The 26309-nt window shown below is 73.9% G+C and carries 25 protein-coding genes and 1 pseudogene; 14 read left to right on the top strand and 12 right to left on the bottom strand.

Translation table 11 applies throughout. The annotated features are described in order from the left end of the window. Positions 1–6: 6 nt before the first annotated feature. Positions 7–978 (bottom strand): transcriptional regulator, encoded by a 972-nt coding sequence (locus ABZ883_RS11770; protein ID WP_360905381.1) that lies wholly within the window; start codon positions 976–978, stop codon positions 7–9. A 78-nt stretch (positions 979–1056) separates the two neighbouring features. Here ABZ883_RS11770 and ABZ883_RS11775 point away from each other — a divergent pair, with 78 nt between their 5' ends. Then, positions 1057–2277 carry an MFS transporter gene (locus tag ABZ883_RS11775; protein WP_360905383.1) on the top strand — a complete coding sequence of 407 codons (1221 nt, stop codon included), beginning with the start codon at positions 1057–1059 and terminating at the stop codon, positions 2275–2277. A 101-nt stretch (positions 2278–2378) separates the two neighbouring features. Then, positions 2379–2630 carry a hypothetical protein gene (locus ABZ883_RS11780; RefSeq protein WP_360905385.1) on the top strand — a complete coding sequence of 84 codons (252 nt, stop codon included), beginning with the start codon at positions 2379–2381 and terminating at the stop codon, positions 2628–2630. A 25-nt stretch (positions 2631–2655) separates the two neighbouring features. Here the strand turns inward: ABZ883_RS11780 and ABZ883_RS11785 are convergent, their stop codons facing one another. Further along, entirely contained in the window at positions 2656–3153 is a 498-nt protein-coding gene (locus tag ABZ883_RS11785) for a hypothetical protein (protein ID WP_360905387.1), read from the bottom strand. Positions 3154–3335: 182 nt separating this feature from the next. Here ABZ883_RS11785 and ABZ883_RS11790 point away from each other — a divergent pair, with 182 nt between their 5' ends. The 8 genes and pseudogenes from ABZ883_RS11790 (at position 3336) to ABZ883_RS11825 (ending at position 11089) form a co-directional block, all read left to right on the top strand. Then, positions 3336–4094 carry a hypothetical protein gene (locus tag ABZ883_RS11790; RefSeq protein ID WP_360905389.1) on the top strand — a complete coding sequence of 253 codons (759 nt, stop codon included), beginning with the start codon at positions 3336–3338 and terminating at the stop codon, positions 4092–4094. Between the two features lie 572 nt (positions 4095–4666). Then, positions 4667–5254: a hypothetical protein gene (locus ABZ883_RS11795; protein ID WP_360905391.1), complete on the top strand. Its 588-nt coding sequence runs from the start codon at positions 4667–4669 to the stop codon at positions 5252–5254. 95 nt (positions 5255–5349) lie between these two features. After that, a complete protein-coding gene (locus ABZ883_RS11800; protein WP_360905393.1) occupies positions 5350–6699 on the top strand; it encodes a hypothetical protein in 1350 nt (449 codons plus the stop codon). A 104-nt stretch (positions 6700–6803) separates the two neighbouring features. Further along, a complete protein-coding gene (locus ABZ883_RS11805; protein WP_360905395.1) occupies positions 6804–8033 on the top strand; it encodes a MoxR family ATPase in 1230 nt (409 codons plus the stop codon). Beyond that, positions 8030–9283, top strand: coding sequence for a VWA-like domain-containing protein (locus tag ABZ883_RS11810; RefSeq protein ID WP_360905397.1), 1254 nt, complete (start codon positions 8030–8032; stop codon positions 9281–9283). The genes ABZ883_RS11805 and ABZ883_RS11810 overlap by 4 nt, the downstream gene beginning before the upstream one ends. A gap of 203 nt (positions 9284–9486) precedes the next feature. Further along, positions 9487–9681: pseudogene (locus ABZ883_RS11815) on the top strand (peroxiredoxin); the annotation flags it as partial. 113 nt (positions 9682–9794) lie between these two features. Then, positions 9795–10478: a hemerythrin domain-containing protein gene (locus ABZ883_RS11820; RefSeq protein ID WP_360905399.1), complete on the top strand. Its 684-nt coding sequence runs from the start codon at positions 9795–9797 to the stop codon at positions 10476–10478. Continuing rightward, positions 10475–11089: a helix-turn-helix domain-containing protein gene (locus ABZ883_RS11825; protein WP_360905401.1), complete on the top strand. Its 615-nt coding sequence runs from the start codon at positions 10475–10477 to the stop codon at positions 11087–11089. The genes ABZ883_RS11820 and ABZ883_RS11825 overlap by 4 nt, the downstream gene beginning before the upstream one ends. A gap of 41 nt (positions 11090–11130) precedes the next feature. On the opposite strand, the gene ABZ883_RS11830 is transcribed toward ABZ883_RS11825, so the two are convergent. Together ABZ883_RS11830 and ABZ883_RS11835 are read right to left on the bottom strand one after the other, a co-directional pair. Next, positions 11131–11457, bottom strand: coding sequence for a hypothetical protein (locus ABZ883_RS11830; RefSeq protein WP_360905403.1), 327 nt, complete (start codon positions 11455–11457; stop codon positions 11131–11133). 177 nt (positions 11458–11634) lie between these two features. Continuing rightward, positions 11635–13371 carry an MFS transporter gene (locus tag ABZ883_RS11835; protein ID WP_360905405.1) on the bottom strand — a complete coding sequence of 579 codons (1737 nt, stop codon included), beginning with the start codon at positions 13369–13371 and terminating at the stop codon, positions 11635–11637. Between the two features lie 442 nt (positions 13372–13813). On the opposite strand from ABZ883_RS11835, the gene ABZ883_RS11840 reads away from it, so the two are divergent. From ABZ883_RS11840 to ABZ883_RS11850, 3 genes are all read left to right on the top strand, one after another. After that, positions 13814–14779 carry an SDR family NAD(P)-dependent oxidoreductase gene (locus tag ABZ883_RS11840; RefSeq protein WP_360905407.1) on the top strand — a complete coding sequence of 322 codons (966 nt, stop codon included), beginning with the start codon at positions 13814–13816 and terminating at the stop codon, positions 14777–14779. A 200-nt stretch (positions 14780–14979) separates the two neighbouring features. Then, positions 14980–15552, top strand: coding sequence for a TetR family transcriptional regulator (locus ABZ883_RS11845; RefSeq protein ID WP_360905409.1), 573 nt, complete (start codon positions 14980–14982; stop codon positions 15550–15552). A 454-nt stretch (positions 15553–16006) separates the two neighbouring features. After that, the gene (locus ABZ883_RS11850; RefSeq protein ID WP_360905411.1) at positions 16007–16378 is read left to right on the top strand and encodes a ClpX C4-type zinc finger protein; all 372 of its coding nucleotides are present in this window, start codon (positions 16007–16009) and stop codon (positions 16376–16378) included. Positions 16379–16403: 25 nt separating this feature from the next. Here the strand turns inward: ABZ883_RS11850 and ABZ883_RS11855 are convergent, their stop codons facing one another. From ABZ883_RS11855 to ABZ883_RS11880, 6 genes are all read right to left on the bottom strand, one after another. Further along, on the bottom strand, positions 16404–16826 hold the full coding sequence (locus ABZ883_RS11855) for a hypothetical protein (RefSeq protein WP_360905413.1): 423 nt from the start codon (positions 16824–16826) through the stop codon (positions 16404–16406). A 173-nt stretch (positions 16827–16999) separates the two neighbouring features. Beyond that, positions 17000–18217: a ferritin-like domain-containing protein gene (locus ABZ883_RS11860; protein WP_360905414.1), complete on the bottom strand. Its 1218-nt coding sequence runs from the start codon at positions 18215–18217 to the stop codon at positions 17000–17002. Continuing rightward, positions 18214–19068, bottom strand: coding sequence for a PhnD/SsuA/transferrin family substrate-binding protein (locus tag ABZ883_RS11865; RefSeq protein WP_360905416.1), 855 nt, complete (start codon positions 19066–19068; stop codon positions 18214–18216). The genes ABZ883_RS11860 and ABZ883_RS11865 overlap by 4 nt, the downstream gene beginning before the upstream one ends. Next, positions 19065–20225 (bottom strand): acyl-CoA dehydrogenase family protein, encoded by a 1161-nt coding sequence (locus ABZ883_RS11870; RefSeq protein WP_360905418.1) that lies wholly within the window; start codon positions 20223–20225, stop codon positions 19065–19067. Before ABZ883_RS11870 ends, ABZ883_RS11865 begins: the two co-directional genes overlap by 4 nt. A gap of 211 nt (positions 20226–20436) precedes the next feature. Further along, positions 20437–20817 carry a metalloregulator ArsR/SmtB family transcription factor gene (locus ABZ883_RS11875; RefSeq protein WP_360905420.1) on the bottom strand — a complete coding sequence of 127 codons (381 nt, stop codon included), beginning with the start codon at positions 20815–20817 and terminating at the stop codon, positions 20437–20439. 197 nt (positions 20818–21014) lie between these two features. Beyond that, positions 21015–21389: a hypothetical protein gene (locus tag ABZ883_RS11880; protein ID WP_360905422.1), complete on the bottom strand. Its 375-nt coding sequence runs from the start codon at positions 21387–21389 to the stop codon at positions 21015–21017. A 447-nt stretch (positions 21390–21836) separates the two neighbouring features. Between ABZ883_RS11880 and ABZ883_RS11885 the strand changes: the two genes are divergently transcribed. Beyond that, positions 21837–22331 carry a hypothetical protein gene (locus tag ABZ883_RS11885; protein ID WP_360905424.1) on the top strand — a complete coding sequence of 165 codons (495 nt, stop codon included), beginning with the start codon at positions 21837–21839 and terminating at the stop codon, positions 22329–22331. 21 nt (positions 22332–22352) lie between these two features. On the opposite strand, the gene ABZ883_RS11890 is transcribed toward ABZ883_RS11885, so the two are convergent. Together ABZ883_RS11890 and ABZ883_RS11895 are read right to left on the bottom strand one after the other, a co-directional pair. Beyond that, positions 22353–23510 carry a methyltransferase gene (locus ABZ883_RS11890; RefSeq protein ID WP_360905426.1) on the bottom strand — a complete coding sequence of 386 codons (1158 nt, stop codon included), beginning with the start codon at positions 23508–23510 and terminating at the stop codon, positions 22353–22355. 61 nt (positions 23511–23571) lie between these two features. Next, the gene (locus ABZ883_RS11895) at positions 23572–25854 is read right to left on the bottom strand and encodes a SpoIIE family protein phosphatase (protein WP_360905428.1); all 2283 of its coding nucleotides are present in this window, start codon (positions 25852–25854) and stop codon (positions 23572–23574) included. Positions 25855–26309 lie beyond the last annotated feature (455 nt).

The following is a 26309-nucleotide window of genomic DNA, read 5'->3' on the forward strand; positions in this document are numbered from 1 at the left end:
GGAACGTCATTCGCCCTGCTGGGCCGCGACCAGCGCGTCGCCGGTCTCCGTCCGGTAGTACAGGACGGACCGTCCGGCGCGGCGGCGCCGCACCAGGCGGGCGTCCAGCAGCACCTTCAGATGGCGCCCCACCGACCCCAGCCCCTGGCCGGTGAGGGCGACCAGCTGCGTCGTGCTCTTCGGCGTGCCGACGAGCACCAGGACCGCGGCCCGCGCGGGACCGAGCAGCGCGCCCAGCGCCTCGGGGACCCGCGGTGCGCCCGCCTCGGCGAGAGCCCCCGAGCACGGGTAGACCACCGCGTACCGCAAGGGCTCGTCCCACGACACCCACCCGGTGACCGGGGTGACGGGCACGAACATCAGCCGGGCCCCGGACACGTCGCGCGGCGGATTGTCACGCGTGTTGATCTGCAACCTGCCCTCGCCGAGCCAGCGCATGCCCGGACGCATGGCGTCCAGCGCCTCGGCCCAGCCGCCCCGGCTCAACTGCGCCGTCCGCGCGACGATGTCGGCCTCGATCACACGCCGCCGCCGCGGCCAGTCCGGCAGGACCGTCTGCGTCCACACCCACGCGAGGACGTCCGCGGCACGCTCCGCCAGATCCGGCCGGCGCAGCAGCGGCGGGATCCGGCCGCCGGCCGACACCGCAAGGTGCGCCAGGGCGAGGTCCGGCGGCGTCCCGCGGACCGGGGACAACTCCTCCTCGAAGGCCGGGCTGCCGTCACCGGTGGGCGTGGGCGTCAGGAAATCGGCGTTCCAGGCGCCGCCCAGCGCGACGCGCACCAGCAGAGCGTCCACCGGGTCCCCGCCCACCCGCTCCCGGTACGCGGGCAGATGGGCGTCGAGCCAGGCCCGCTCCCCGGGGTGCGCGGCGCTGCCCCGGTCCAGTAGCTTCAGGCCCGCGATGGCCTCGGCCAGCGGGGAGACCACGAAGCGGCTGCCCACCAGCGTCTCGGTGTTGACCTGCCACCAGCCCATCCCGCCCCGCCTCCCTGTCGTTTCGCGTCCGCGCGAAACATTAAGCGCAACGTCCGCGGCCCCCCGACACTCCGTCGCATGCGCACCTACCGAGAGCTGTTCCGCACACCGGAGTTCACCCCGCTGTTCCTGGCCGCCACCGCCCAGGTGGCGGCACAGACGGTGGGCGGACTGGCCCTGAGCACCCTGGTCTACGACGCGACCCGCTCCCCGCTGCTGTCCGCGCTGGCCATGTTCGGCCCGTCGCTGGCACAAGTGGCCGGGGCCACCCTGCTGCTGTCCGCGGCGGACCGCCTGCCGCCACGGGCCGCGCTGAGCGCCGTCTCGCTGTTCTTCGCCCTCGGCACCGCCGCGCTGGCCGTCCCCGGTCTGCCGCTGTGGGCCGCTTTCCTCATCCTGCCCGCCGAAGGCCTGGTCGCCTCCGTGGGCGGCGGGGTCCGCTACGGCCTGCTCCACCAGATCCTCCCCAAGGGCGGCTTCCTGCTCGGCCGTTCCGTGCTCAACATGTCGACCGGCACCATGCAGATCTGCGGCTTCGCCGTCGGCGGCCTCCTGCTCGCCGCCCTGTCGCCGCGCGGCGTCCTGCTCGTCGGCGCCGCCCTGTACCTGGCCGCCTCCGCCGCCACCCGGTTCGGGCTCGGCGCCAGGCCGCCGCGCGCGGCCGGCCGCCCGTCACCCGCGGAGACCTGGCGGACCAACGTCCTGCTCTGGTCCTCCCGTCCGCGCCGCACCGTGTACCTCGCGCTCTGGGTGCCCAACGGCCTCATCGTGGGCTGCGAATCGCTCTTCGTTCCGTACACCCCCGCCCACGCCGGGGCGCTGCTGGCCTCCGCCGCCTGCGGCATGCTCGTCGGCGACACGCTGGCCGGCCGCTTCCTCCCGCCGCGATGGCGCGACCGCGCGGGCGCCGTGCTGCGGCTGCTCCTCGCCGCGCCCTACCTGCTCTTCGCCCTGCACCCCGCGCCGGCCCTGGCGGCAGCCGTCGTCGCCCTCGCGTCGGTCGGCTACGCGGCGAGCCTGGTGCTCCAGGAACGCCTGATGGCCCTCACCCCGGACGAACTCAGCGGCCACGCCCTCGGCCTGCACTCCTCCGGCATGCTCGCCTGGCAGGGCCTCGGCGCCCTCCTCGCAGGCACCGTCGCCCAGCACACCTCCCCGGCCACCGCGATGACGGCCCTGGCCGTCGCCTCCGTCACGGTCACCCTCCTCCTCGCCCCCGGCCTGCGCCCCACGCCGCCCACCCCGGCCGCGGTTCCGTCTCTGCCGGCCGACCCGACGGTCCGTCACCCGGCGTCCTGAAGCGGCTTCTCCCTGCGCTACGATCCCGGGCGGACTACGGGGGGCAGGTCATGGCTGAGTGCGCGAGTGGCGCGGTGTGGCAGAACGGGCACTGTGACATCGTGGGGGCACCGCCTCTCTCCTTCGATCTCCCCTTCCTCCTGCTGGGCGCCGGCGTGTTCGCAGCGGGCGTGATGTTGCTCCGCACACTGCGGCGGGACGGGCTGCCGCCGAAGCCGACCGGACCCGACCCGTTGGGCCGTCAATCGGTCCGCAGGATCCTGGCCATGGCCGCTCCCTATTTCCTGATGCTCTGGGGAGCGGGTTTCTTCAGCGGAGGCGTCCTGCTCCTGACGGAGACTGTCCAGGGTTGACGGCGATCTCTCCTCGACCCACCACTTACCCCTGTGGAGCGGGCATGGCTCCGGGGCTGTTCGGCCGCCCCACCGCGGGCCGGCGCGTTCGCAAGAGGATCTGGCCGGCCGAACCGACCAGCGTCTCGAAGCCTGAGCTGTCGCAGTAGGACACCGCACGGTACTCAGCCCCGACGTCGCCGCCGACCGCGTTGGCCGTGTCGTCGAGGATGTAGGTTCCACCGTGCTCAAGGCCGTGACGGGCGAGCCTTTTCGAGGCGTCGATGACTTCCTGACCCGCAGATGCGATGTCCTCGGACTCGGGCGACCGGACGTTGAGTCCGCCACCGGTGTCGACGTCCGCGTCATCCGCCGCCACGGCGCGCCTCGCGTCCTGCCAGGCGCCCAGTTTGCTGCAGTAGTCCTGCTGCCACTCCTCGGCCTGCGCCGGCTCGCTTGACGAACAACCGCTCATCAGGACAGCGACGGCGACAACGGCCGCTACTCGCCCGACTGTTCGTGCGCGCCCACTGTTGTGCCGCATGGACACTCCCTCCCCGAAGCTGCCGACACGCAGTATGGATCCCAACGGCATCAGTTTGCACAGCACACTCACTCCGGCGAACTTGTTCGGCCTTCGTGATGCCGCTCGTCCCGGGTTGCGGTCTCGCGCGCGGCTGTTGCCGAAACCGCAGGAAGCGGTGAGCACCGCTCTACCCTGGCCCCATGACGGGATATCCGGGCTTTGGTGTGCTGCTGGCACAGCTCCTCGACCACAGGGACCTGGAGGCCGGTGCCTTCGCGCACCGCGCCGGAGTCCCAGAACTCGAGCTGACCGGCGTACTCGCCGGCGCCGCACCGAGCCCGCTGCTGCTCCGACAGCTCGGACCAGCGCTCGGTCTGCGGGACGTGGACGTATTCGTGTTCGCGGAGGCGGAGGTCCCGGACGACCTGACTCCCCTGGACGCTGCCGCCCGCAGGTGGGTGCCCTATGTCGTGCGGCACGCCCTGGGTCTCCCACCCGAGAAGAGGGGTGAGTCGAGCGCACTCGCCCGATCCTTGCCGAGGCACGGGTGCGTGCAGTCCCAGCCGTTCCCGCAGGTCTATGACCCGCCCGTCGGGCCACCCGGGGCCTTTCTGGTGCGCATGCTCAGATATCGGAACCTGGACTGGATCGGTATGGCCCGGATCTTTCTGTACCTCACCGGCCGGTACTGGTCCGCCGCGACGTACGGAGCTGTCGGTACCGGCCGCAAACCACTGACAGCCGACCTGGTCGCCGATTTCGGTACGGTGCTGGGCATCCCCGTGCGCGATCTGGCCGCTTTGACCGGCACCACACTGTCTGAGGAGCCTCGGGATCCGGCGCCGTCAGTGGCCGGCATCGTCGAGCTGATCTGGGACGTGCGACCTCTGACCGCCGACCAGGTGCGGCAGGTGAGCGAGGCGGCGGCAGCCATGCGGTCGGGTGAGGGGCAACGGTAGGGTGGCGCGCATGGGAGACGGACGTTCGAAGGGCCCGGCGGGCTTCACGTAGCCCGCCAGGAGAGACCTGGCGGTTGCCGCGAACGGAGTCCCGTGGCACGCACCGCTCACCATCTGCCACCCTCGCACCGCCGGAACGCGGGGGGCCGCTCGCCCGTGGAATTCCGCCAGACCCTGGTGCTCCACGACCTCAGGTACAGCGCCCGCGATCTCGCCGACGCGGCACGCGAGTCCAGGAGGCCCCGGCCTCGCCGTGTCCGCCGCACGGTGTGCCACTACTCGTGGCCCCGGTATCAGTCCGACCCTTCTGTCGCCGAGTGGTCCGCGGCGGAGGAACGCCGTGCGCGACAGCGACTGCGAGCCCAAGTGGGCGCCCTCCTGCGGTCGGTGAACTCCGCCGGAGGCCGGCTCGCACGGGATGCCGTGGACGACGCGGACGTGATCCCGGCCCGTCACCGGCGCAGTTCCCTCTGGCTCGCCTGACGGGGTGCGGGCGGCCCTGCCCGGTCCGCCGGCAAGGGCGTTTTCCGGCAACTCCCGTGCGACAGCCGGGCAGTGGCTAGTGTCCTGCCATGAGGATCATGGCGGTCGGCCTCGGGGCCGGTGCGGGATTCGGGGCCGCCACTTCACTCGTCAACGCGCTGTCCTCCCCGTACGCCGACATCGGCGCGCCGCTCACCGGCACCGTGTGGGCCGGCGCCGCCAAGGTGCTCAGCCTGCTGATGGACGCGGGCTGGTCGTGGGCCGCGCTGGCCGTGCTGGTGGGCGCGGCGGCACGAACGCCGCTGCAAGGCGCGCTGGTTGGGGCCGTGTCCCTGGTCGCCGCCACGGGGGCGTACTACGCGACGGACTCCCTCGTCGCGGACGCGGGCGGTGGTTTGGTGGTCTGGTGCGTGGCGGCGCTGCTGTTCGGATCGGTGCTGGGGGCAGTGGGCGCGAGCACAAGGCGGCGCGGAGTGGCCGGACTGGTGGCCTCCTTGACCGTGCCGGTGGGCGCCGCCCTGCAGATGGTGGTGCTGCCGCCCGGGCCGGCGCTCCTCCCCTTGAGCCCACCCGCGGTCCTCGCCCGGACCGTCGTCTGGGTGGCCGCCGCGCTCGGTGCCGCCTGGGCCCTCCATCGCTACTGGACCGAACAGCGGTCGGGTCGCCGGGCCGAATAGGTGTGGCAGCGCCGGGCACCGAGCGCTATGCTCCCCGCGATGACGACCTTCCCTCTCAACAGATCGGGGGTCCCGTCCGCGCAAGGTGAGTGCTGATGCTCACTCAGAACGCGTACGGGGATTCCCGTCTTTCGCTGTGGCTGCGCGTACGCGAGTACGCCGTGCCGCCGTCCATGATCGAGGCCGCGACCGCCCGCCGCCGTGCGGGGGATTGGGCCGGCGCGTGCGCCGCCGCGGGCTTCGACGTCGATCTCGATCTGCGCGCACTGGCCCGCACGCACGGCGGGCCGCTCGCGGCGCGGGTCCGGGCGGATCTGCGCCATCTGGCTCCCGACCTGCTGCGCTGGCACATGCCGAGGATCGCCCCCGACGGCCTGTTGCGGCCGGGGCTGACGATCGCCCTGGCCCGGTACCAGGAGGGCGGGCGGTCCGTGCACCTCGTGGTGCGGACGCCTCCGGCCTGGGCGGACGCCGGTCAGCGCGTCAGCCTCGCGCTGTGGGAGGCGGGGCGGGCCGCGGCGGGTGCGCACCCCCGTCCCCGTCCGCACCGCCGGTTCCGGTTCGACCTGCACCGGCATCTGTGGGACGCCCGCAGGGCGGACGAGTTGCGGATCCGGTCGGGAGCGGACCGGCCGGCCGCCGGCGACCGGTCCCCTGATCCCCGGTGTGCCGTCGGCCGGTGGCCGGCCGAGGCGGAAATCGTGCTCCGGGCCGAGGGGCGGCGCAGCGGTGCCGTTCTCGTCAGACCCGGCGCGCGGGACCCGCTGCTCGTCGACCTGACCGCGACCGCCGACGGTTCCGGCCCGCCCACCGCGCGCATTTCGGCGCTGCGTGCGGGGGACCGGGCCTCCCGGCTGCCGGTGCTGCCCGACGCGGCGACCTGGGCGCTGCCCGACCTGGAGCTGCTGCGCGCCGGGGCCGTCACGGCGGACCGGCTGCACCCGCTGGTCGCCGCCGCTCTCGTGCCGGGGTACGTGCCGCCGGACTCCCGCCGGGCCCCCGGCACGGCGGGGGAGCCACGGTGGGTGGAGTGCCGCGGTGCCCGGCACCGGATCGGTCAGGTCGACGGGGTCCTCGTCCCGCTCGACCACGGCCCGGACGAGATCCGCAGGGAGGAACTGCTGGCCGCACTGACCGGCACCCCGCTTCCCTGTCTCCAGGCGATCGACGAGGCGCACCGCCGCCCGGACTGCCTCCCCGGTGTCCGCGAGCGCCTGGACCACGGTGACACCGCCGGGGCGCTCGCGGTCGTCGAGGGCCTGCTCGGTCCCGAAGCCGTGCTCCGGGACGGCCCGTTGCGGGACGAACTCCGGGCGGCAGCGGAGCGGCGGATCGTCCACGGGCTCTTCCGGGCGGGACTGGCCGAGCCCATGTCCCGCCGTGTGCCGGTCCGGGGCGGGTCCCGCGACCGCCGCTCCCGCCCCCGGTCCGCGTCCCTCCGCTGACACCGGATCCGCGAACCACGTCCCTCCCGTCCTTCTGCCGTTCCTCCTTCATGAATCCCAGGTGATCCCTCATGCCCACAGCTGCTCTACTGTCCACGCCCGAAATGCCCCTCGAACCCGACCGCACCTCCCAACTCGACGTCGCCGGCGCGCTGCTGGACCTGTTGCGCGACACGACCACGGAGCCGCGGCCCGATCCGCAACTGGAGGCCCTGACCCTGGCCGTCGCCGCCGACCTGCCCGTGCTGCTCTGGGGCGAACCTGGCATCGGCAAGAGCGCGGCCCTGACGCAGCTCGCCGCCGCCCTCGACCTTCCGCTGACCACGGTGATCGCCAGCGTGCACGAGCCGTCCGACTTCTCCGGCCTGCCCGTCGTCGGGGACGATCCCGCCGAGCAGGGCGTCCCGATGGCCCCGCCGGACTGGGCCGTGCGGCTGGTGCGGGCGGGCCGGGGCCTGCTGTTCCTCGACGAGTTGTCCACCGCCCCGCCCGCCGTCCAGGCGGCGTTGCTCCGCCTCGTGCTGGAGCGGCGGATCGGCGCGCTCCGACTCCCGCCCGGGGTGAGGATCGTGGCCGCGGCCAATCCGCGGTCCTCGGCGGCGGACGGCTGGGAGCTGAGCCCGCCACTGGCCAACCGGTTCGTGCACCTCAAGTGGACCCACGACCACGAGGTCGTGGTGCGCGGCCTCGGCGGGACCTGGCCGAGGGCCACACTGCCGACGCTCGACCCGCGGCGGTTGCCGGAGGCGGTGGCCTTCGCGCGCCGCGCGGTCTGCGGACTGCTGGCCGCCCGCCCCGCCCTCGTGCACCAGCTGCCCGCCAACGAGACGCGCCGCGGCGGCGCCTGGCCCTCGCCCCGCAGCTGGGAGATGACCCTGCGCCTCATCGCCTTCGCCACCGCGGCCGGTTCCTCCCGTGATGTGCTGTCCCTGCTGGTCAGAGGAACGGTGGGGGACGGGCCGGGGCTGGAACTGCTGGCGAGCACGGACCGGATGGACCTCCCCGACCCCGAGGACCTGCTCGCCGACCCCGCGGGCGCCGTCCTGCCCGAACGCGGGGACCTGCGCCAGGCCGTGCTCGACGGTGTGGTGCAGGCCGTGCGCGCGAGACCGGACAAGTCCCGCTGGGACGCGGCGTGGGCGCTGCTGGTACGGGCGGTGGAGACCGGGGCGCCGGACCTGGTCGTCGTCCCCGCCACCACCCTCGCCACGCTGCGCCGTCAGGACTGGGACGTACCGGCCTCCATCGAGCGGCTCGCCGGAACGGTGGCCCTGTCCCGCCGGGCCGACCAGGCCGCGGCCCGTGTCGCCGCCGCCGCGAAGGCCGGCCGGTGACCGCGCCCGGCACCCCTGGTGCCCTGGACCGGGACAAGCTCTTCGCCGCCCGGCTGCACGCCGCCCGTGCCCGGCCCTATCTGGCGACGGCGCTGTTCGCCCTGCGTCCGGTGGAGTCGCCGCGGACGCCCACGATGGCGGTCGACCGGCACTGGCGGTGCTACGTGTCGCCCGCGTTCGTCGACCGGACACCGGTGGAGGAACTGGCCGGCGTCTGGGTGCACGAGGTCTCCCACCTGCTGCGCGACCACCACGGACGCAGCGACCGTTTGGCGAAGGAGCGCGGCTTGACCGGCCCCGGCGACCGGTTGCGGATGAACATCGCCGCCGATTGCGAGATCAACGACGACGTGTACGGCGACGGTCTGGTGCGGCCCGCGGACGCCGTCGTGCCCGGCACGCTGGGACTGCCCGAGGACGGGCTCATGGAGGACTACGTGAGCCGGTTCGGGCTCGGGCCGCACACCCAGGGCATGGTCTGGCTGGACTGCGGCAGCGGCGCCGACGGCCTCGACCGCGCCTGGGACCTGGGACCGGAGGGCGCGGACGGCCTGAGCGAACAGGAGCGGGACGCGGTGCGGTTCCGCGTCGCGCAGGGCATCCGGGGCCGGCCGGGGACCGCCTCCAGGCAATGGGAGCGCTGGGCGGAGCAGGCCTTCCACGCGCCGCAGCCGTGGCGGGAGTTGCTGGGCGCCGCGGTCCGTTCGGCGGCCTCCGGCCCCGGCGCGGGGGAGGACTACTCGTACGGCCGGCCGTCCCGCCGCTCCGCCGGTGTGCCCGGAGTCGTGCTGCCGAGCCTTCGGCGCAGGCCGCCGCGGGTGTCCGTGGTCATCGACACCTCCGGCTCGGTCAGCGACGCCGAACTCGGCAGCGCCCTTCTCGAAGTCGCGGCCATCTGCCGGGCCGTAGGGGGCCGCCGCGACATGGTCACCGTCGTGCCGTGCGACGCGTCGGCCCCCCTCGCGCACCAACTGTGCCGGGCCGAAGGGATTCCGCTGATGGGCGGTGGGGGCACGGACCTGCGCGCCGGTTTCGCCGCGGCGCTGCGCGCCCGGCCCCGTCCGGACGTCGTCGTTGTCCTGACGGACGGTCAGACGCCGTGGCCGGCGGCGCGTCCGGCGTGCCGCACGGTGGTCGGCCTGTTCCCCCGGTGGTCGTCGTCCGTGCGTTCCTACAACGATGGCGACGACGAATCCGACTACGTCCCCGACGCACCCCCGGACTGGGCGCGGGTGGTGGAGATCGGTTAGCCCGGAGCGTCGGGACTTCTCCCCATGCCGCCCGGCCGGCGGCGATGGTGCCGTCGCCGCCGGCCGGCACAAGATGCGGAATCCTCCCGATGGCCACGGGGCCCCGTGCTGACAGCATCGTCCCGCGAACAGGATCGGTGCCCCGTGACAGGTCCCCAGCCGGGCCGCGCCACCGGGCCGTGGCAGCATGCGGAAGGTACGTCGTGGCAACCGCGCGGAGCGCTCACACTGTCCGGGACGGCGACCCGCCGGCCGGCGGCGGAGTCGTCGCCTTCGGCTCCTCGGACACGGGCGCGCAGCCGGTGTCCTGGCCCCCGCGCGCGAACGAGGCCAACGGACGCACCAGCCCCGAGGAGCTGATCGCCGCCGCGCACTCCAGCCGCTTCTCGATGGCGCTGTGGCCACGCTCGCCTGACACACGGACACGATCGAGGACAGGACCCCGGAGACGGCTCGCGCCTTCCGGTGGGCAACGAAGCATTCACAAGGTGAGAACGAGGTTCGGGTGACGGTGGACCAGGCAGTGAACGAGGCCATGGCCGATGTGCGGGACATGTACATGGCCCACACCATGATGCGGCGCGAGTTCCGGCTGCTCCCGCAGCTCGTGCGGGACGTACCGGCGGGCGACACGCGGCGCGCCGAAGTCGTCGCGGCCCACGCCGACAAGGTGTGCCAGATCCTGCACCTCCACCACGAGGGCGAGGACGAGGTCCTGTGGCCGCGCCTCCTGGAGCGGGGTGGGGAGGGGACCGCGGCGATCGTGCCGACGATGGAGGAGCAGCACCACGGGATCGACGAGGCACTCGGCGACGCCACGGAACTCCTCGCGGGCTGGCGTTCCACGGCACGGGGCGGCGACGAGCTCGCCGCCGCCTTCGAGCGGCTGCTCACCGCGCTGCTGGAGCACATGGCCCTGGAGGAGAAGGAGATCCTGCCCCTGGCGGAGCGGCACATCACCGCCGCCGAGTGGATGCTCCTCGCGGAGCACGGGCTGGAGAAGACCCCGAAGAAGGACCTGGTGCTCGCCTTCGGAATGATGGCGTACGAGGGCGACCCGGAGGTCGTCAAGGCGGCGCTCTCGCACGCCCCCTTCGTCGCCCGCATGATCATGCCGATCGTCGGCCCCCGGACGTACGCCGCCCACGCCAGGCGCGTGCACGGCACGCCGACCCCGCCCCGCGTGGGCGGGTGAGCCCGGCCCCGTACCCGGAGGTCGGCGCCGGATCGCCGCCGGTACCGCGGGAACGGGCGGACGCCGTGCGCAACCGTGCCGCGATCCTTGACGCGGCCAGGGGGCTGTTCGCCGAACACGGTGCGGACGGCGTGTCCATGGAGCAGGTGGCGGCGGCGGCCGGGGTCGGGAAGGGCACCGTCTTCCGCCGTTTCGGCGACAGGGCGGGACTGGCCGCGGCCCTGCTGGCCGAAGGGGAGCGGGACCTGCGGGAAGCCGTCACGCACGGGCCGCCCCCGCTCGGGCCCGGGGCCCCGGCCGGCGACCGCCTCGACGCGTTCCTCGACGCCTACCTCGACCACCTGATGCGGCACCTCGATGTGGCGCGCCTGTGCGAGGGCGCGACCGCAGGCACTGGCATCGGCTCGCGCCGCGGGGCGGAGCCGTACCGCTTCTGGCACCGCCACCTGGTGACCCTGCTCGACGGCACGGCCGATCCGGAGGCCGCCGCCCACGCGCTGCTCGCCAATCTGTCCGCCACGCAGGTGACCGCCGTGCTCGCAGAAGTGGGCGAGCACCGGATGCGCGGCTGCCTGACCCGCTTGGCCCGGGCGGCGCTGCGCCCCCTGTGACGCCGTGCGCAGACGCTCCACCGCCCGCGCATCGGCCTGGATCACTGCCTCGCTGTCAGCGGGCGACGGAAGAGGGAGCCGGTGGTGAAGCCGGGACCGTGGTGTCCGTGAAAACGGCCCGCACGCCGTGCCGCGCGGCCGGTTCGCGGCCCAGCCGCTCGGCCTGGGACGGTGTGGCGGGCCCACTCCACGACCAGGGTGTGCCGGTCGGCCGCCCGTACCTCGGGCACCGCGACCGTCCTGGTGGGGGCCAGCAGCCGCAGTCCCTCCGCCCCCGCGGTGAAGAAGCCGTCCGGGGCGCCGTCGAGCGTCTTGGCGAAGACCGCGTCGCGGCCGGCCGGGCCGCCGAGGCCGCCGGGCCCGTTCATGGCGGCGGGGCGGGCTCACCGAGGGCGTCGCGCCCTTCGGCCGGCAGCCCGTCGGCCGTGGCCCACTGCTCCGGCGCGGCCCGGGGCCCGCGTGCCCCAGGGCGCGGCCCGCACGGCGTGCCGCGCGGCCGGGTGCCGTGGCACACCGGCCGCCGTCGCTTCACGTCCGCGTTCGGATCAGGCGGTGACCGTCTCGCCGGGCAGCGACAGGTCCAGGTCGACCAGCCGGTCGTGGCCCGGGTGGGTCGCCGAGGAGGCCAGCGGGCCGTGTCCCGCGGCGCGCGCGGCGAGGACGTAGTGGCCCTCGGCCGGCACGGTGAGCGTGTACGTGCCGTCGTCGCCCGATATCGTCGCGCCCGCCTGGCGGCCGCGGCGGTCGATCAGCGTGACCTTGGCGCGGGCGACGGGCGTGCCGCCCGCCGCCAGCACCCGGCCGCGGAAGCCCCGCAGGACCGCCTCGGCGTTCGCTAGGTTGGCCGCCTCCTCGCTGCTGGCCCGCAGCTGGAGCGTGGCCGCCCGCCGCCCCGGCAGGCCCAGGGCGAGGAGCACGCCGATGCCGACCGCGGCGGTGGCGATGAGGAACGACACGCGGAAGCCGTGCATGGTCGGGAGCGCGACGCCGTTCACGTGGTTCGCGGTGTTGGCCAGCACCATGCCGATCACGGCACTCGACACCGAGGTGCCGATCGACCGCATCAGGGTGTTGAGCCCGTTGGCGGCGCCCGTCTCGGAGGCCGGGACGGCGCCGACGATCAGCGCGGGCAGGGACGAGTACGCCAGCCCGATGCCGGCACCCAGGACCACCGAGGTGATCACGGTCTGCCAGGCGGCGTCCATCAGCCCGAGGCCGCCGCCGTAGCCGATCGCGATGATCAGCATGCCCATGATGAGGGTGACCTTCGGCCCGAAGCGGGCCGAAAGACGGGCGTAGACAGGGGCGGTCAGCATCATCGTCAGGCCCAGCGGGGCGACGCACAGGCCCGCGACGACCATCGACTGGCCGAGACCGTAGCCGGTGGCGGCCGGCAGCTGGAGCAGCTGGGGGAGGACCAGCGAGACCACGTAGAAGCTGACGCCGACCATGATCGAGGCCAGGTTGGTGAGGAGCACTTCGCGGCGCGCGGTGGTGCGCAGGTCGACCAGCGGTGCCTTCACCCGCAGCTCCATCAGGCCCCACAGCAGCAGGATGACGACGGCCGCGCCGAACAGACCGAGCGTGGTGCCGGAGGACCAGCCCCAGTCGCTGCCCTTGGTGATCGGCAGCAGGAGCAGCACCAGACCGGCGGTCAGGCCGACCGCGCCGGGCAGGTCGAAGGTGCCCTTCGCCCGCATCGGGGACTCGGGCACGACGAACAGGGTGAGCGCGATCGCGATCACGCCCAGGCCCGCGGCGGCGTAGAACAGGGCGTGCCAGTCGCTGTGCTGCGCGATCAGGGCCGCGCCGGGCAGCGCGAGGCCGCCGCCGACGCCGATCGAGGAACTCATCAGGGCCATCGCGGAGCCGAGCCGCTCGCGCGGCAGCATGTCGCGCATCAGCCCGATGCCGAGCGGGATCGCGCCCATGGCGAAGCCCTGCAGGGTGCGGCCCACGATCATCGTGAGCAGCTCGCTGGTGACGGCGCTGATCACGGCGCCGACCACCATGATCGCGAGGCTGGTGATCAGCAGTCGGCGCTTGCCGTAGAGGTCGCCGAGGCGGCCCATGATCGGGGTTGCCACGGCACCGGAGAGCAGGGTCGAGGTCAGCACCCAGGTGGCGTTGCTCGGGGCGGTGTCCAGCAGTTGCGGCAGGTCCTTGATGACGGGGACCAGCAGCGTCTGCATGACCGCGACAACGATGCCTGCGAAGGCGAGAACGGGGACGACGGCCGCGGTGGTTCTCCGCGTGGGCTGGTCGGTCGTCGTGTGGGTCATTGAGTGGGGCCTCCGGGCCGGGAAGAGGACATGGCGTCGGTGGTCACACCACCACCTCGTGCAAACCCGTATGTCGAGGCAACTATTCCGGCACGCCGGACGAAATTGGGCCCGGGCGGATCGGCGGGGTCCTGGGGGCCCGCCGGGCAGGCCGTGCCGGGGGTCCGTGCGCTGCCGGCCCCCGCCACCGTGCCGTGGCGGGGGCCGACCTGTGGCGTGAGGGCTGTGGCGGGTTCCGTACCACGGCCGCCGCGCGCTCTCAGCCTGCCCCGGGCCCCTCGGGGCCGCGCGCGGGGCGGGGCCTCCCCGGTGACGAGCCGCGCCTGCCGAACACACATCCAACCGGCTGGTTGTTTTTCGGTGCCGCGGCGGACTATGGTTCCAACCAACCGGATGGATTCAAATTCCGGTCCGGCGCTCACCGCAACCCCTTGGAGTCCCCGTGTCCACTGCGTCCCCCCGCATTCCCTTCGGAGCCCACTCGACGGCCGCGGAGGTCGTCCACGGTGTGGACCTGACCGGCAAGCGCGCCCTCGTCACCGGCGGCGCGTCCGGTATCGGGCTGGAAACCGCGCTGGCCCTCGCCGGGGCCGGCGCGGAGGTGACCCTGGCCGTACGCGATCCCGAAAGCGGCGCACGCGCCGCTGACCGCGTCCGGCAGGAGACCGGCAGCCCGAACGTCCACGTCGCCGTCGTGGACCTGGCCGACCCCGCGGGCGCCCGCGCAGTGGGCGAGAGCTGGAACGGCCCGCTGCACATCCTCGTCAACAACGCCGGCATCATGGCGCTGCCCGAGCTCAGCCGCACCGAGCAGGGCTGGGAGCGGCAGTACGCCGTCAACGTGCTCGGCCACGCGGCCCTCACCCTGGGGCTGCACGACGCCCTGCGCGCTGCGGGCGGCGCCCGAGTGGTCACGGTCAGCTCCTCCGCACATCTGATGGCCCCCGTCGACTTCGACGACATCCACTTCACCCACCGCCCCTACGAGGCGTGGACGGCCTACGGGCAGTCCAAGTCGGCCGCCATCCTGTTCACCGTCGCCCTGGCCCGCCGCTGGGCGGCCGACGGCGTCACCGCCAACGCGCTGCACCCCGGCGGCATCATGACCAACCTCCAGCGCCACCTCAGCGACGAGCAGCTCCGCTTCGTCGGCGCGACCGACGAGGCCGGCCGGAAGCTCCAGGTGCCGCCGGGCTGGAAGACGCCGCAGCAGGGCGCCGCCACCTCCGTGCTGCTCGCCGCCTCGCCGCTCGTGGACGGTGTGACGGGCCGCTACTTCGAGGACTGCCGGCCGGCCGCACCTCAGCCCGACCCCGCGCCGGGCAGGAGCGGCATCGCCGCCTGGGCGGCCGACGAGAGCGCCGCCGACCGCCTGTGGGACGACATCACGAAGCAACTGGGCTTCTGAACCGGTACCGCGGCGGCGCCCGGACCCGGAACCGGGCGCCGTGCCCGCGGAGGTCCGCCGCGGCGGCCCGCATCCGGGACCGCCCGTCAGGGCGGCACCTGACCTGGAGGAGAGGGGAATCCGGCGGGAGACCGCCGGATTCCCGCGCCGCGCGAAAGGCCCGTCGCCGCGGCCGGGCGCGGATATTTTAGGCTGTCCCCATGGTCTACGACTCTGCCGCTACGCGCGCCCGCCTCATCGAGGCCGCCTACGGCGAATTCGTCGCGCACGGGCTCGCCGGCGCGCGGGTGGACCGGATCGCCAAGGCCGCACCGGCCAACAAGCAGGCGATCTACGCCTACTTCGGTTCCAAGGACGAACTCTTCGACGCCGTGCTCGAAGCCCGGCTGCGCGTGCTGGCCGATGTCGTCCCGTTCACCCCCGACGACCTCGCCGGCTACGCCGGTGCGCTCTTCGACGCCTTCACCGACGACCCCGACCTGATCCGGCTGACCCAGTGGAAGGCGCTGGAGCGGCCCGAGGCGTCGGCCGCGGAACGCGACAACCACCTGGCCAAGGCCCAGGCCGTCGCCGACGCCCGGGGCGCGGAACTCGAAGCCGGCATGGACGCGCTGATGATCGCCCTGTCCGCCGCGCAGTCCTGGCTCTTCACGCCGCACGGGATCAGGAACCCGGGCGGGGACGACGAGGCCGCCCGGCGCGACCGCCACCGCGCCGCCGTGGTCGCCGCGGTGGCCGCCATGACCGACCAACTGCTGCCGCCCTCCGGCTGAACCGGGCTTCGGGCGGACTCGGCCCACCGTCGCGAGGCTGCCCGCGTCCGCGGCGAGCGCGGCATCGCGGGAGCGGGACCCGATCACCGGGCTCAACGACCATCCGGACGTGCGCAGGGTGTACCGGACGATCCTCGACGCCCCCTCGCCGAGGCGCTGGCGGAAACGGCGGACGTCCCGGGGACTCACGGCCCGCCTGGCCGCCGTCCGGATCGTCGCCGTCCACTGGGCGCCCGCACAGGACAGCGCCGAGCGCATGGCCCACGGGGAACCGGCCGACGCCCGCTACGAGGGGGCGCTCGCCGCCGCGGAGAGAACGGGCTGCGGCAGCTGTCCGCGAGAACGTGAACCCGCCAAAGCCGCAAGCTTGCTGAGGGTTCATCATGTCTGACGACTTGTCAGGAGCGCCCTGACGGACTAGAGTTCACGCACGTCCACAGCCTGGAGGCGCACCGTGACGGTGTCCGAGACCCTGCCGGAACTCACCCACTGCTCCTTCTGCGGCAAATCGGCCGCCGAGATCGACAAGTTGGTCGCCGGTCCCGGCGTGTACATCTGCAACGAGTGTGTGGCCCTGTCCGCCTCGATCATCGACGGGAGCCTCGGCACCCCCTCGGGGCGGCCCGTGCCCGTCTGGGAGTCGATGACGGACGAGGAGATGCTCGGTCACATCCCGGGCGTCGCAGGGCACATCGACCGCGCCGAGGCGGACCTCCGCTCCTGGGTGCAGGAACTGCGCCGGCGCGGCGTCACGTGGCACAGGATCGGGGGCACTCTCGGGATCACGCGCCAGTCCGCTTGGGAGCGGTTCTCCGGCGAGGAGTGATCCCCCGGCTCCCGCGCCCGGGGCCTCAGGCGAAGTCCCCGGGGGTGTAGGCGTCGGTCCAGTGCGAGTAGAGCGCGCGGTCCGACGGGGAGAAGGAGGCGTTCAGGATCCGGTACTGCCGGTAGTAGTGGCGGCCCTGGTCGATCCGTACGCCCTGCACCTGGAGGTCGGAGTCCGGCAGGACGCGGACGTGGCCCTCCGCGCAGTTGGGCTCACAGGTGTTGATCCTCAGCGTGCCCCGGCCGGTGGCCGTCGCGGACCCCCAGTGGGACCAGCGCAGGCCGTCCAGGGCGACCGTGTTCGTCGCCTCGAAGGTCGACGGCATGACCGACGGCCGCCGGGCCAGGTCGTCCAGGAGCATCGGCGCATCCGCGCGCGCCGCGGCGGCCGCCGGAACGAGGGCGACGGCGAGCGCGAGCAGGAAGCACGAAACGGGCTTGCGCGACATGGAGTTGCCTCCCTCGGCCGGCGAACCCCTGGGCGCCGGGCGCCCGGTGGCCGCCGGGACGGCACAACGGGACGGCCGCGGGCGCGAGGGGCCGTTTCGACCATCGTAGGACGCACTGTCCTGTCGCGCCCGCGCGCGGCCCGGGCGGCCGCATGCCGCCGTCGCCGTCGCCGTCACATGAAGTTGCGAGTGTGCAGCGCCGACAGGGCGGTGGCCTCGTCGTCGGGGAAGCCCAGGCGGGAGAGCCGGTGACGCCGTGCCTCGTCCATGTCCGCCTGGAGGCGCTGCACCGCCCGCCAGCCGCGGGCGACGGCCGCCGGATCCCATGAACCGGCCGCCAGGAGCACGAGGGCGTCGAAGACGTCCTGGTTCAGTCCGGCGGAGCCCGCCAGCGCGTCGTGCCGCCGTTCCACCGCGGCCCGCAGCCGGCCGCGCAGCCGCGGGTCGACGCCCGCCCGGTGCTCCAGGTGCCCGAGGCCGAAGGCCACGTGCCGGGCCTCGTCCTGGCGGACGAGCCGGCTGATCCGGCGGGTGACCGGGTCGGGGCCGTGCCGTTCGAGGAAGGCCAGCAGGTTGAGGAAGCTGCCCTCGCCCAGCACCGACAGCAGGAAGGAGGCGATCGAGAAGTCCGGCTCGGTCAGCAGGGTGGTCAGCGACGCCCGGCCGCCGACCGTGGACGTTCCCATGGTGCCGCCCTTGAGCAGCGCCCGGCGGGTGAACACCTCGATGTGCCGGGCCTCGTCCGCGGCCTGCACGGCCAGGAGCTGGAGCACTTCGCGGAAGTGCGGGTGCACCTGCACGAGCAGGCGCGCGGGCACGATCAGTGCCGCCTGCTCGTTCTCCACCAGATACGTCATGACCTGTACGACGGCCGCCTCGACCTCGTCCGGCAGGGCGAACGCGGTGTCCCACGGGACGGCGGTCAGCGGGTCCCACTGCGCGGCCGCCGCCTGCCGGTAGAGCCGCGGCGCGAGATCCGTCCAGGCGACGTCCCGTTCGGCGACCGCGAAGGGCACTTCGGGTCCGCCGGCCTCCACCAGGGCACCGCGAGCGGCCAGGCCCCAGTGCAGCGGCGGCTGCCCGGCGACTTCCCGCGCGTCCGGACCCCCGGCACGTTCGGCGCCCTCCCACCGGGCGACGGCCGAGTGACCCCGGTGCACATGGGCGCGCACCGGGGCCTCGTGCGGCGCCGCGAGGGTCACGGTGTGGCCCTCGCGGCGGCACCAGGCGGTGAGGGGGGCGAGGAGCGCGGGACCCATGCCGGCGACCGAGACGCGGCCCCCGGCCGCGACCTGGCTCAGCGAGCGGCGCAGCAGGAGGTGGGCGCCCTCGTCGAAACCGGTGCCGGCCAGGTCCAGTACGGGGCCGGAGGGCTCCTCGCCCGCGGTCACGGCCGGTAGCCGGCGATCGTGACGGCGCCCTCGGCGTCGTAGAAGCCCGCCTCGTCGACTGCGGTCGCCAGGTCGCCGAAGCCGGTGTCCCGTCCCGGGAGCCACTGCCTGAGCCCCTCCAGGTCGAGCAGGTGACGCACGTCGGGGTCCGCGTAGGACATCGACTCCAGCAGCGCCGACAGGCGTTCGCCGCGCGTCGCGCCGAGCGAGGGCCCGGCGGCGAGCACGCAGTGGTCGAAGGGGGCGGTACGCGCCAGCACGCGCGTGGTCCCGGCGGGTAGGGCGCCCTCCAACCCGAAGGTGAGGTGGGAGGCGTCGCTCATGCAGGCCGCCGCGACCTCACCGGCGAGGACGGCCCTGGCCGCCTCGCGCTCGCCCCCGATGTGGTCCCCGTGCAGGCCGACGCCGGTGTCGTGGCGCCGGACGCGGAAGTCGGCCCCCGGAACGAGGCCGGCGTCCCTCAGATGACGCAGCGGCAGCAGCGTCGCCTGCGGGGAGTCGATCGCGCCGACGGCGACGGTCTCGCCCTTGAGGTCGGCGACCGTGGCGACCGGACCGTTCGACCGCACCACGATCACGGAGGTGAGGTCGCGGTCGGTGTCGCGCATGACGAGCGGCCTGACGTCCGTGCCCGCCGCCCGCGCCAGACGGCAGGAGCGCAGCCAGGCCAGCGGCGACTGCCACGCCGCGTCGATGCGCCCGGCGACGAGGTCCTCGGTCTGCCGCTCGTAGTGGGAGTAGAGCACGAAGTCCAGGTCGAGGTCGTGCTCCCGCAGCCAGGAGCGGAAACCGGACCAGATCGTGACGACCTTCGGGTCGTACGCGACGGCGCCCAGGACGATTCCGGTCACCGGGCCTCCTCGAACAGCGGCAGGTCCAGCCCGGCCCGGCCGCAGAAGTCGTACAGCGCCTCGGTGGTCGGCGCCATGACGCGCGCCGCCAGGGCGTCCCGGAACCGGCGCTCCACGCCCAGGTCCCGGCGGAAGGCGGACCCTCCGCACAGGCGCATGGCGCCGTCCGCCACCTCGGCCGCGGCCTCGCCGGCCAGCGCCTTCACCTGGAGCGCCCGCACCGTCGCCTCCGGGCTCCCGGCGGCCATCGCGTCCAAGGTGGCGTCCAGGAAGGTGCGCACGGAGTCGGTGCGCAGGCGCAACTGGGCGTACTGGCGGCGGGAGACGGGCTGCTGCGCCAGCGTCTCGCCCAGGTGCTCCAGGCGAGCGGTGCGCAGGTGGCGGGCGGTCAGCTCCGTCAGCGTCTCCATGACCCCGAGGGAGAACGCGGCGCTGAGCACGAGGAAGCAGGGGAGTGCCAGTTCCAACGCGGTCGCCAGGCCCTGCCCGTCGGTCCCGAGCACGGCCTCGGCGGGCACGGACACGCCCTCGGCGGTGACCGGGCAGGAGGCGTTGCCGCGCAGCCCAAAACCGTCGAAGTCGCCCCGCACGGACAGCCCGGGGAGGTCGCGCGGGACGAGCCACAGCGTCATGGGGCCGTCGGCCCGCAGCGGCCGGCTCGACCAGACATAGCTGTCGGCCTCGCCCGCCGCGGTGACCCACGACTTCACCGCGTCCAGCCGCACGGTGCCCGACTCTCCGGCGACGGCGGTGCCCGCGGGTGCCCAGAAGTGACTGCGCGACCCGCGCTCGGAGAAGGCGAGCGTGCTCAGGTGGCGGCCCTCGGCGATCGCCCGCCGTACGTCGTCCGGCCCGTGGCGTTCGATGACGGACACGGCCGAGTAGTGCATGAGCAGGACCATCGCCGTGGAGCCGCAGGTCCCCGCCACCCGCTCGATGAGCGAGGCCGCCTGCCGCAGGTCGCCGCCGGCCCCGCCGAGCGCCGGAGAGCTGAGCAGGCCGAGGGCGCCGGCGTCCGCGAGCGCGCGCACGCTTTCGCGGGGGAAGCGGCCCGCGCGGTCGACCTCGTCGGCGAACGGCCGTACGCGGTCGCGGAGAACGGAGTCGACATCCGGTGGCGCGGTGGCGAGAGGTGTCGCCTCGGTGGTGTGCAGCATGTGTTCCCCAGGGAGAGGGTGACGGAGACCGGGTGGCCGGTCCACACCCAAGCAGTCCGTCCGCGCCACCGGTGGGAGCGCGCGCCGCCGCCTCCAGAAGAGTGATGATCGGGTTCCGGGGAACTCCGGCCAACGCGGCGGCCGGTGGGCGACCGGGAAGCCGTGCCCGGAACCGCCCGTGGAGTGCGACGAAGCGCCGCTCCGGTCGCGCTCAGCCCGCTCCGTGGACGGCACGCTCGGCCGGGTGGTCGGTGCCGCTCCCGGTGTCGGCCTGGCGCAACTCGGCGAGCAGTTCGCTCTGTCCGGCCAGGAGTTCGGTGAGGATGCGGCGCGCGGCGCGCAGCAGCTCCGCCACGTCGCCCCCGGCGAGGGCGTAGCTGACGGTCGAGCCCTCGCGGATCGACACCACGATGCCCGAGCGCCGGAGCACGCCGAGTTGCTGGGACAGGTTGGACGGCTCGATCTCGATCTCGTTGAGCAGTTCGCGCACCGGCTTGGGGCCGTCCTGCAGGAGCTCCAGGACCCGGATGCGCACGGGGTGCCCGAGCATGCGGAAGAACTCCGCCTTTGCCTGGTACAGCGGTACCTGCATCGTGTGATTGCTCCTGCCCGGACTCGACGGCCGTTCCGCGCCGGCCACCGGGGCGGCCGACGCGATGCTGCTGTCCAATCCTTCCGCCCCCGGGACCCGCACACCGATGGATTTGCGCGCTTCTCAGGATGAGGATGTGCCCAATTGAAAGATTCTTCAATTCATGGGCATGCGGAGCCCGGGCGGCGGACGTGACGCTACATCTCCAGTTCGGCCTCGATGCGCCTGAGTTGGTGGCGGGCCATCGCGAGGTTGGCGTGGGCACGGTTGAGGACGAGGTAGAGGAACAGCCCCTTGCCGCTCCGGTTCTTCAGCGGCCGGATCAGGTGGTACTGGGTGCCGAGGGTGATCAGGATGTCCTCGATCTCCTCCTTGATGCCGAGTTCCTTCATGATGCGGGTCTCGGCGCGGATCACATCGGTGTTGCCCGCGGCGGCGACGTTCAGGTCGAAGTCCTTCCCGCCGCCGATCGTGCCCAGCGCCATGCCGCTGGTGTAATCGACCAGGGCCGCCCCCACGCTGCCCTCGATCGAGGTCATCGTCTCCTTGAGGGAGGTCTCGATGTTCGCCATCGTCACTTCTCCTGCTCTCGCTGCTCGTGCCCCGGTACACGGACCGCCGGGCGCTTGTGACCGGGAGGCTACGGAACGTGTGCGGGGTGGGGCGGGGAACTGCGATCCCCGCCAGGGCCGCGTACGGGTCCCTGTAGGATGCGGCGCCGCCCGGCAACCGCCGGGCACGAGCGCGTCCTCCGTCCTGCCGCCCGCGTTGGGCCGTCCGGGGATTCTCCGGCCGCCCCGGCGAGGGGGTCCCGCGCCCGCCCGGCCGCGAGCCGACAGACCCTCGCGGCGAGCGTGCGCACCGGGCTCCGCCCGGCCTGTTCCCTCATTCCCGGGCCGTGACCGGTGCCGTCGTCCACCGCTTCACCCGCGGCAGTGCGGCCAACCGGCCCCGTACCCCGGCCTGTCATCCCGTCCCCTCATTGCCGCTGCCGGGCGAAGATTTGGTTGGATGCAGCCATGAGCGCAGATGATCACCAGGAATCGGGTCTCTCGAAGAGTGTGTGGAGCGACGCGGACTTCGAGGACATGTGGTGGCACTACGCCACCGTGCACGGCCTCCACGTGCAGCGGACCGAGGCGGACTCCCCGCGTCTCCTGCTCGACCTGGACTACATCGTCCAATGGGTCCAGCCGCTGCCCCCGGAGAAGCACTTCACCTTCTGGGTGTCCCCGGCGACGCTGGTCTTCGAGGACGTCCAGGACCTCGAAGGGGGGCTCGGCTTCCGGGGCCGGTCGCCGGAGCTGGAGATCGACGCCCTGCACCGGCTGACGCCCGACGACGGCCGGCAGGACCTGCCGCACTGGCATGTCGAGGGCCACGCCTTCGACTTGAGGTTCCGGGCGTCCGGCTTCCGGCAGTACTTCCGCCACGCGCCCCGGCTGACGTCCCGTTACGCCCTGCCGGCCGCGGACCGCGGGGGCTGCTCCTTCGACGAGGCCGCCTTCGCGTGAGCGGCCGGGGCGGCATGGGCCTCAGCGCCTGACGGCCCGCAGCACCACGAACTTCGGGTCGGACGCCACGACGTCGCAGTCGCCGAACAGGCGCCGCAGGCGCACGTGGTAGCCCAGGTGCCGGTTGCCGACGACCAGCAGCTCACCGCCGGGGCGCAGTACCTCCCTGGCGGTGTGGAACATACGGCGGGCGGTCGTGTCGGTGACCGACTGGTGGGAGTGGAACGGCGGGTTGTTGATGACGAGGTCGGCGCCGCCCGGCGGGACCGCCGTCAGGACGTCCGCGGCGTCACCGACGAGGAACCGGGCCTTGCCCGCGGGCCCCAGGTTGTCGCGGAACGTGGCCTCGGCGGAGGCCACGGCCTGGTGCGACTCGTCGGTGAACAGCACGTCTGCGGCCGGGTTGGCGAGCGCCACCGCGGTCCCGACGACGCCGTTGCCGCAGCCCAGGTCGACCACCTTGTCGGGGCCCTGCCGTGAGGGCAGGTGCCGGAGCAGGAACCGGGTGCCGATGTCGAGGTGGTCGGCGCAGAAGACGCCCGCGTGATTGGTGACCGTGCGGCCCGACAGCACACCGATGTCGTCGGGCAGCGCGTACCGCAGCGGCCACGGGTTCGCCCCGGGCCGCGCCGCGGGATCGGGCGTGCTGAAGATCAGCCGGGCCTTGCGAACGGCCAGCGAGGTGCGGGTCGGCCCGATGATCCGCTCGAAGAGTTTCAGCGTCGAGGTGTGGATCTCGGTGACCATGCCCGTGCCGACGACGACGGTACCGGCGTGCAGCGCGGGCGCCAGCCGGTGCAGCTGGTCCTCCAGCAGGGCGAGGCTCTTGGGCACCCTGACCAGCAGGACGTCGATGCGCGCGGGCGGTTCGTCCCGCGTGGTCAGCATCCGCACTCCGGCGGCCGCCTGCGGAGCGTTGCGCCGCAGGTTCGCCAGGGTGGCCTGCTGCCCGAGGTGGGAGTCGGTGATCTGCGTGGGGCGGTGCGCGGCCAGCGCGGTGGCCAGCGCTCCCCAGCGGTCGCCCAGCACCGCGACCTCGCCCGCCAGGTCGGTCCCGGTCTCCGCCAGGTGCCGCAGCAAGTAGTCGTCAGCGGCGTCCCATGCGCGCAGCGACTCCCGCGGGTCCGCAGGGAAGCGTGTCAGTTCGAGGGCGCCCCACGGCGTGCTGAAGACGTTCATCGCCCCCTCAGCGTACGGGCTGCGTGCACCCGCGCTTTCCGGCGGGCCCCGGGACCACCCGTCAGGGCGCCGGGGCGGCCGGCAGCGGCAGCTCCGCCCAGACGGTCTTTCCGTGTGCGTGGTGGCGGGTGCCCCACTGCTCGGCGAGGCTCGCGACGATGAACAGCCCGCGGCCCGTCTCGTCGACGGTGCGGGCGTGTTTCACCCGCGGTGAGCTGGGCGCGCCGTCGCTGACCTCGCAGGTCAGCATCCGGTCCAGGATCAGGCGCAGGCGCAGCGGCGGAGCGCCGTGGCGGACCGCGTTGCCGACGAACTCGCTGACGACGAGTTCGGTGGTGAACGCGGTCTCCTCGTCCACGCCCCACGAATCCAGCTGGCGCAGCGCCGCCGCGCGGGCGACGGGCGCCGCCTCGGCGTCCGCGGGCAGCGGGAGGGTCAGCACGCGTCCGGCGGGCAGGGCCCGGGTGCGGGCGAGCAGCATCACCGTCTCGGCGGCGTCGTGGTCGTCCCTGGCCGCAGCCGAGATGGCGTCGTGCAGGGCGGGCAGCGTCGTGGTGTGGGCGCCGTCCAGGAGCGGACGCAGTGGGCCGGCCGGCGCCAGCACCTGCTCCGCGAGCGAGGCCGTCGCAAGCGCCAGCGTGGTGCCTTCGGGGAGGCTGAGCGTGGTCGCCGGGAACGGGGCCCTGCCCGGTCCGGTGAGCGGGGGCCCCGGCGGGACGGACCCGCCCGGCGTTGTGCCGTCGGGAAGGACCGCGACGGGTGCCGGCAGGCCGGCGCGCGCGACGGTGCAGGTGAGGGCCACCGGGTCGTGCACCGCGATGAGGCAGCCGGCGGTCAGGGGACCGGGCGGGCCGGGGTCGAACGGGGGCAGAGCGGCGTACGCGGCGGCCAGACGGGTCGCGGTGTCGCTCAGGCGGGCCAGCAACTCGTCGGGCTCCAGGTCCAGGGCGGCCAGTGTGTGGACGGCCGTGCGCAGCAGTCCCACGACGATCGCCGCCGTCATGCCCTGCCCCGCCACGTTGCCGACGACCAGCGCGGTCCGCGCGCCGGACAGCGGGATCACGTCGAACCACGCACCCGTGTCCTCCGGATTGCGCAGGTGCAGGCCGGCGACCTCCAGGGTGTCCGGCACGGCGGACCGCTGGGGGAGCAGCCGGTGCTGGACGGTCGCCGCGATGATCCACTCGCGCATGTACTGGCGGGCGTTGTTGATGCACAGCGCGGCGTGCGCGCACACCGCGGCCGCGACCTGGACGTCGTCCTCCTCGAAGGGGTCCTCGTGCAGCTGGCGGTAGAAGCTGACCACGCCGAGCACCTGGCCGCGCAGCTCCAGCGGCGCCACGATCAAGGAGTGGCTGAGCGACCGCCTGATGGCATCGCCCCGGTCCGGGTCGACGTCCAGCCACCGGCTGTCCTCGTCGATCCGCACCAGGCGCGGCCGCATGTCGGCCAGGACGTGGGAGAACGGTGTGCCGGACGGCAGCGCGCGCACGTCCCCGACCGGGTGACCGGAGACGATCCCCTTGAAGGCCGCCCGGCGCAGCGGGATGTCGGTGCGGGCGGGGGCGGCGGGAGGTTCCTCCCCGCGGACGACGTCGTCCACCACCTCGACGACGGCGACGCTCGCGAAGGCGGGCACCACCACCTCCACCACCTCCTGGCACACGGTGGCGACGTTCAGCCGGTGCCCCACCCGCGCCCTGACCCTGTCCAGGAACGCCAGGCGGTGCAGCGCCTTCTCGCGCTCCGTGACGTCCACGGCCGACGCCACGAGTCCGAGCACACCGCCGCCGGCGTCCTCGAGGCGGAAGTACGAGAAGGAGCGGATACGGCCCCTGGCCTCCTGCGGCGTCCGCACACTCCGGACGAGCCGGTCCACCACGGGCTCCCCGCTGTCGAGGACGGCTCGCGCCACGGCGGCCTCCGCCTCCGGAGCCTCGAACGCGCACACCTCGGTGAAGTGCCGGCCCAGGAAGTGTCCGGCGGGCACGGCCCGCGGCCCGCCGGCGGCGCTGACCCGCAGCACGCGCAGCCGGTCGTCGAGGACGTACAGCGCCACCGGCGCGTGGGCGAACAGGGCCTGGAGGACCGCCGCGTCCAGCCCGGGCGCGGCATCGCCCGCCGAGAGCACCTGCCAGACCACCGACGTGCCGCGCTGCACCGGACTGACCAGCACCCTGGGCAGGCCGGCGGCGCCGGGCCCGGGGGCCGCGCCCATGAGCGCGGTCACGGACCGTCCGACGGCCTCCTCGGCCGACCGGCCGAGCAGCTCCTCGGCCGCGGGCCCCCACTCGACCACCCGGCCGCTCTCATCGACGAGCGCGAGCACGTCACCGCTGGGCATGCGACAGCACCTCCGCCCCCATGCCTGCCCAGCCCCTCCCGGCGGCAGGCCCGCCCGCCCGGCCGTCCCACCGATCGGCGCAGCCCTGTCCACCAGGGGCGGGTCCCGTGAGGCGCGGCGGGAGAGGACCCCGGGACGCCGCCCGTGGTGCTCTCCCGGTGCCGCGGGGCGGTGTCAGCCGGTGCGCAGCGGAGCGAGGGCGCCGGCCCGCCGGACGACCTGGTCGAAGACGGCGGCGAGGGTGTCGCGCCGACCGTCGGCGGGCTTGAGGCGCTGAAGCCCTCGAAGTCGGTGAAGAGGGGGAGGGCGACCGGGGGGCGACTTCGGCCGCCGGGAGGTCCGCGACGATCAGGCGCAGGTGCTCCACGGCGCGGGTGCCGCCGGTCGAGCCGTAGCCGACGAAGCCGATGGCCTTGCCGACCCACTCGGTGTGCAGGAAGTCGATCGCCTCTTCC

The sequence above is a fragment of the Streptomyces sp. NPDC046977 genome (genome assembly GCF_040644455.1).
GTDB lineage: Bacteria > Actinomycetota > Actinomycetes > Streptomycetales > Streptomycetaceae > Actinacidiphila.